The organism is Wocania ichthyoenteri Th78, from assembly GCF_000789235.1.
GTDB classification, from domain to species: domain Bacteria; phylum Bacteroidota; class Bacteroidia; order Flavobacteriales; family Flavobacteriaceae; genus Wocania_A; species Wocania_A ichthyoenteri.
Window position 1 is genome coordinate 1 of the sequence record NZ_AUYN01000013.1, and the last position, 6,595, is coordinate 6,595.

General features: G+C 33.4%; 8 protein-coding genes. 7 read left to right on the forward strand and 1 reads right to left on the reverse strand.

What is annotated here, in order from left to right; all coding sequences use genetic code 11:
• Together RG22_RS17915 and RG22_RS00010 are read left to right on the forward strand one after the other, a co-directional pair.
• Positions 1-663, forward strand: a 663-nt coding sequence (locus RG22_RS17915; RefSeq protein ID WP_034039721.1) for a hypothetical protein, incomplete at its 5' end; no start/stop codon positions are given.
• Complete coding sequence (locus RG22_RS00010; protein WP_034039724.1) at positions 660-866, forward strand: DUF2283 domain-containing protein; 207 nt, start codon at positions 660-662, stop codon at positions 864-866. The genes RG22_RS17915 and RG22_RS00010, both read left to right, overlap by 4 nt.
• A 317-nt stretch (positions 867-1,183) precedes the next feature.
• On the opposite strand, the gene RG22_RS00015 is transcribed toward RG22_RS00010, so the two are convergent.
• Positions 1,184-1,558 carry a helix-turn-helix domain-containing protein gene (locus RG22_RS00015; RefSeq protein WP_034045364.1) on the reverse strand — a complete coding sequence of 125 codons (375 nt, stop codon included), beginning with the start codon at positions 1,556-1,558 and terminating at the stop codon, positions 1,184-1,186.
• 138 nt (positions 1,559-1,696) lie between these two features.
• Here RG22_RS00015 and RG22_RS00020 point away from each other — a divergent pair, with 138 nt between their 5' ends.
• From RG22_RS00020 to RG22_RS18260, 5 genes are all read left to right on the forward strand, one after another.
• Positions 1,697-3,223 carry a hypothetical protein gene (locus RG22_RS00020; protein WP_034039726.1) on the forward strand — a complete coding sequence of 509 codons (1,527 nt, stop codon included), beginning with the start codon at positions 1,697-1,699 and terminating at the stop codon, positions 3,221-3,223.
• Between the two features lie 90 nt (positions 3,224-3,313).
• Positions 3,314-4,243 (forward strand): tyrosine-type recombinase/integrase, encoded by a 930-nt coding sequence (locus tag RG22_RS00025; RefSeq protein ID WP_034045361.1) that lies wholly within the window; start codon positions 3,314-3,316, stop codon positions 4,241-4,243.
• Entirely contained in the window at positions 4,236-5,120 is an 885-nt protein-coding gene (locus tag RG22_RS00030; protein WP_034039732.1) for a tyrosine-type recombinase/integrase, read from the forward strand. The genes RG22_RS00025 and RG22_RS00030 overlap by 8 nt, the downstream gene beginning before the upstream one ends.
• Before the next feature lie 72 nt (positions 5,121-5,192).
• The gene (locus RG22_RS00035) at positions 5,193-5,723 is read left to right on the forward strand and encodes an ORF6N domain-containing protein (protein WP_034039734.1); all 531 of its coding nucleotides are present in this window, start codon (positions 5,193-5,195) and stop codon (positions 5,721-5,723) included.
• A 705-nt stretch (positions 5,724-6,428) separates the two neighbouring features.
• The coding region (locus RG22_RS18260) for a DUF2188 domain-containing protein (RefSeq protein WP_081997632.1) at positions 6,429-6,595 on the forward strand (167 nt) is incomplete at its 3' end.

Genomic DNA, 6,595 nt, shown 5'->3' on the forward strand with positions numbered 1-6,595 from the left:
GACCCAGATGGGAATTGCCCTCCAGGGATAAATTGTTATGAGGCATGGCAAGCATTGAAAGGAATAGGAAGAGCTGTTGCGGATTTTGGCGCTTCAACATGGGAAAATTTAAAAACCAATAATCCGCGTAGTCCGGGCACAGCACTTAGAATAGTTGATACGGCAATATCATTATCAACAGCTTATAATGAAGACCCAGTTGCCTTAAAAAATTCCGTAGTCTCTAATGCAAAACAAGAAATAAGCAAAGAATTACAAAAAGGAATAGAAGGTTCAACTTATTTAGCTGCATCAGTTTTATTAACGATACTTGAACCATCGCCTGCAGGAGAGATAAATGCAGCTAGTAAAGGAATCAAAGTGCTGATAAATGGGGGGAAAGCTTCAGAAATTCTTAAAGGAGTCAATTCCAACTTGCCCCATGCTGTAGAAAGAGCTGTAGAAAGAGGTATCTTTAAGAATGCAGATGAAGCCAGTGCAGCTTTAAAAAACCTTACAGGAGAAGTTGGAACTAATAATTTACCTAATGGTACAATTATTGATCCTTCAAAAGCAGATAGAATATTAGTGCCAGTCGGTGAAGGAGGAATGGCTGTATATCAAGTTGGGTCTAATGGTACTGCTAAATTAAAAACAGTTTTAAATGAAATTATAGAGCAATGAAAAAAAAGAGTTTAGTATTAAAGTTAAGTGATAATTCAGAAGTAGGATATTTATATCTGCCAAACCATCCAGGAATTGGAGTAAAAGGTGCTTCTGTTAAGCAACTACCTATTCAAAAATTGATTAAGGGTTACAAAGGAGCAGATATATATTTTGATTTTAATGATAAGGATGAGTTGATAGGAATAGAAGTTCTTGACTGACTTTTGAAGAATAATAGGTCCCCTCCGCTCCCGCTAGTTTGCAACTAGTGGCGGTAAGAGTAAGCCAAACAATAGAAGAAGAAACCATATTTTAGAAAATAAGATGTGGTTTTTTTATGGTTTTAATTGTAAAAAACGCTAAAAAGCTATTTTTGTTAATTTGCTGTAAATCAACAAGCTACGTTTTCCAAGCCATCAAAAAAGTTAGTTTACTGAAAATAAGCGTTTTATCTCAAAAAAGGTTGCAGTTGTGCAACCTAGCTGTACATGTTATAGGAGCAGTACAGCATTTTAGGAAAGGCAATATTGGGTAAATATCAAGCCAATTGTTTTTGAATATCTTTTTGAAAAACGAAAGCTTTAAGCATAGCTTTAACGCTCGCAATATCTTCATCACTTAATTGTTGTGTTTTATGAAACAACAATAAAAGTTCTTCGTCATTAAGCTTATTGTTTATAATTTGCTCATTAGAACCGTAAATAAGCGCATCTGTGGAGACTTCTAGTGCGTCAGCAATCTTTTTAGCCACATCTATGGTTGGCGATGTTAAATTACGCTCATACCGAGAAATATGTGTAGCGTGAACATCAATCATTTTGGCAAGGTCTCCTTGCGAAATATCTTTATCTGCGCGTATTTTTTTTAAGTTATCTCCAAACGACATAAGTGTAATAATAAGTGAATGAAACATCAAAAATGATATACAAAGTTAACTTTTTATAGACATAAAATGTAATACTGTTGAAAACAATAATCAAAGTGTATATTTTTTAATAAACAAAATGTATATATTTGTAGTCAAATATGATTATTAAAATATTTATCAACAATGCTCAATACTTCCAATCCAAACAACTACGAATATATCACCAAGCATTTAGAGATACACATTTTAGGCGGAATCAAGCTCAACAAATTAGAGAGTTTACGAGTAACATTGAGCATACAGAAACCAAAGCAACATAATGTTTTAAGGCACTCAATAGACTTGTACAACGATAACCAAATAGAAAAGTTCACTCGAAAAATAGCAGAACGCTTGGAGATTGGAACAAGCGTAGCACGAAGAACATTACAGGATTTAACCAAAGAATTAGAAAATTACAGATTTTTATTGATTGACCAATACGAAAAGGAAAACCAACCATACTACAAAGAATTAAACGCAACAGAAGAAAAACAAGCAGTTGCATTTTTAAAGAAACCAAATCTACTAAAGCGAACCAACGAACTTATTGGAAAGTCTGGCGTAATCGGAGAAGAACACAACAGGCAAACAATGTTTTTAATCTTCACTTCTCGCAAAACAAATAATCCATTGCATTGCATCAGCTTGGGCAGTTCCGGAGTTGGTAAAACACATTTACAATCTAAAGTATCAGAGTTAATACCAGAGGAAGATAAAGTAGAAATCACAGTATTATCTGCAAATGCTTTTTATTACTTCAATCGGACCGAATTACAGCACAAATTAATATTGATTGAGGATTTAGATGGTGCTGAATCTGTACTCTATCCATTACGAGAATTACAATCTAAAAAGCGAATTACTAAAACGGTTGTGCACAAAGACACCAAAGGAACTACCAAAACGATACACCTAACCGTAGAAGGCCCTGTAAGTGTTGCAGGTTGCACCACACAGGAAAGCATTTACGAGGATAACTCAAATAGAAACTTCCTTTTATACATCGATGAAAGCGAAGAGCAAGACCAGAGAATAATGGATTACCAAAGGTTGATTAGTGCAGGAAAAATAAATGATGATGAAGAACACGCATCGCGTGTTTTATTACAAAATGTGCAACGAACATTAAAGCCAATCAGAGTAATTAATCCTTATGCAGAACATTTAGAATTACCGAAATCAGTTTTTAAACCAAGACGTACAAACTCACACTATTTACAATTTATTGAAGCGATTACATTTTACAAACAATACCAACGAGAAAAGCAATACGACACAGAAACAGGAGAAGAATATATAGAAACCACTATTGAAGATATTGAAGAAGCCAACGAACTGATACAGGAAGTTTTATTGCGAAAAAGTGATTTGCTAAATGGAGCTTGCAGACAGTTTTTTGAGAACCTAAAAGCATACTTGAAAAAGGAAAATCAAACCACATTTACAAACGCTGAAATCCGCAGAGCTTTACGAGTAAATCCAAGTAATCAAAAACGATATATGTTGCAACTTCAATTAGCGGAACTCATACAGAAAGCCAAAGGAAACAAGCGAAAAGGTTATGTCTATGAAATCGTGAACTATGATGATTACGAAACTACGAACAAGCAAATAAAAGACCTATTGCAGAGCATTATCGATAGGTTAAGAAGTTCAAATGGTTCATAATGGTTCAAAGCCTAAAATGGACTAATAACATATCTGAAAATCAACAACTTAAATAAGTGGTTCACGAAATCCCAAAAAACACATACCGAAGTGAAAAAATTAAAGCTATATAATGAGAGTTTTAAACTGTTAGTTGTCAGTTACAAAGAATGGTTGGATATATTGGGTTATGCAGAAACCACAGTATATAACTTACCAAACCACTTGCAAGAGTTCTTCTATTATTTAGAGCAAAATAGTATTAGAGATATCAATCAAATCACTACCAAAATCATAAAAGATTATTACCGAGAATTACAGCAACGAGCCAACGAAAGACAAAGCGGAGCATTAAGTAAAAGCTATCTCAATAAGCACCAACAAGCCTTAAAAAAGTTCAAGGAATATCTACAAAATCACAATCATAAAGGCATCAACATACATCTAAAATCAGAGAAGCAACCAACCGAAGAAAAGTTAAATATATTAACTCAAGAAGAAGTAAAAGAGTTGTTTAAAGCAACAGAATTTAGTCATAGGGAATCACGATTTAGGTTAAGAGACAAAGCCATTTTAACCGTTTTATATAGTTGCGGATTACGAAGAAATGAAGCAGTACACTTGGATTTAAGCGACATCTATTTTGATAAGGAACGAGTGTTTGTTAGAAAAGGAAAAAACTATCGTGAAAGGTTCGTGCCAATCAACCGAAAGAATGCAGAAATATTGGAAGATTATATCTACGAAGCTCGACCAGAATTTTACCAATCCAATTTAAGTGAAGCTCTCTTTGTAAACAAGAATGGAACGAGAATGCAAGGAATGAGTTTTGCCAACAGATTAAAGGCAATTATACAAGCAACCAATAATAAAACTATTGCAGAAAAAGGAATCACGTTACACATTTTACGTCATAGCATCGCAACACATTTATTACAAAAAGAAGTACCATTAGAAAGCATAAAAACCTTTTTAGGCCATACTTCTCTGGAATCCACTCAAATCTATACACATCTTTTAAAAACGATTGAAAATGAATGATTACAGAACATATTTACAGGAACAAGGTTACAGCGAAACCACGATTGCAGGAAACGAAAAGCAAATAGAACTCTTTAAAAAATGGTGCAAATGCAATCATACTTCACCAACAGAAATCGATTATAAAACAGCATTGAAATTTATAAAATATCTTACTCGAAAAGGCAACAGTAAAAAGACAATCAACCACAGATTACGAAGTATAAAAATCTACTTTAATTACTTGATTGATGAAGCTTACAGAAGTGATAATCCAATAGAAAATACAATCGTAAAAGGAGCAAAAAGAACAATCAATTATGATTTATTGAATGCTGATGAATTAGAGGATTTATATTACTCTTTTGAAACTGAAAACATCAAAGATAAATATCACAGATTAACAGCGAAGCGAAGTAAGTTGATAACAGGATTAATCGTTTATCAAGGCTTGAATACTACAAGTTTAAGCAAGTTAAAAACAGAACATTTACAACTCTCAAAAGGAAAGATTTATATACCAAGTACAAGAAGAAGTAACGCCAGGGAATTAGAACTCAAACCTTGGCAAATATTGGAATTTATAGAATACCAAAACGAAGTGTTGCCATTATTGCAAAAGCGAATAAAAAACGATACTGAACAACTGTTCCCAATCAACACAAGATTTAATGTGCTGACTTCACAGATAATTAAGAAGCTGAAAAAGCACAATCAAAAATCAGAGAATATAAAACAGATTAGAGCATCAGTAATTACAAATTGGTTAGGACAATACAACTTGCGAAAAGTTCAATATTTAGCTGGACATCGTTACATCAGTTCAACCGAAAGATATTTACAGGACGACTTGGAAAACCTACACGAAATCGTCAACAACTTCCATCCTATTAGCTAAAAGAAAATAAATCAAACTTGATATCACAAATTGTGATATCAAGTTGCTATTTTTGTTAAATATTAGAAATAAATGAGCGATAAATTAATTATACCAGACGAAGTAGTTATCAGTAAGATTTACTACATAAGAGACCAAAAAGTAATGTTAGATAGTGATTTAGCGGAACTTTACGAAGTAGAAACAAGAGTTTTAAACCAACAAGTAAAACGAAATACAGACAGGTTCCCAGATGATTTTATGTTCCAATTAACGGAAATAGAATGGGAAACTTTAAAGTCACAAAACACAACACCAAGTTGGGGAGGAAGAAGAAAACTACCTTATGTATTTACGGAACACGGTGTACTGATGTTATCAAGTGCTTTGAATAGTAAAAAAGCGATTGCAGTTAATATCCAAATAATGAGAATTTTTACCAAGCTTCGTGAAATGCTAACGGATAATTTAAGTTTAAAACTTGAAGTTGAAGAAATCAAAAAGAAGCTAACAAATCACAGCAAGAATATTGAATTGGTTTTTAACTACTTGGATGAGTTGATTGATAAAAAAGAGAATGAAAAACCTCGAAAAGAAATAGGGTATAAAGCTGATAGAGATTAAATCCCCACAAAACAAAACCCAGTTTTATCGTTCCTCAAAATCCTCTGTTTTTTGTTTTGTTCCGCTCGCCAACGCTAAATGTAATTTTTGGTTGCCGAAAACCGCACACACAGCACATTACTTTTTTAAGAAAATTTAGTTGTCTAAAGAAAGTTGTAATCTAAAAAAGTAAAGAGCTGTTGCCAACACTCACACCAAAACTTACCCCAAGCTATATTTACATAATTGGCATTATAATACTGCCGACATCAGCCACGCTTAAAAAACCAAAGCCGTAAGTTATAATGTCAACTATGTAAAATATCCGAAAAACCAACGCTCGAAAACCATTGAAATCATTAGGCTTACGGGAATACTATAAAAGGAAAATTTATGTTTTTGCACAACTCAGAAACTTGAAATATCTTTGCGCAACTCACCATTTTAGAAGCACTTATCCACAAAATAGGTGTTTAATTAACAGTTTTTTTGTCTATAACTTGTCAATAACTCAAAAATGAGTGCATCGAAAATCTACGTAAATTTGTAGAAGTTGCAAGCAACAAAAAAAGGCCTTTGAAAAAGTCTTTTAGGCCTCGTTTTTGGAACTATTAGTTTTGTTAATCGGAATACAAATCTAATAATAGAGTTCCGAAAATAAAAATTAAAAGTCTTTAAAGAGACTGAACGCTCTCTTTTGGTAGCGTTCCACAATACTTTATAGCCGTGAGAAAGAAATATCACGTAACCCAGAAACCAGATGGTACTTGGGCTGGAAAAGCGCAAGGTGGTCAGCGAGCTTCTGTTGTTGGTAATACAAAAGCAGAAACGTTAAAGCGAACCATAGAAATTGCAAAGAACAAACCCAGTTCTCAAGTAATCGTCCACAAGAG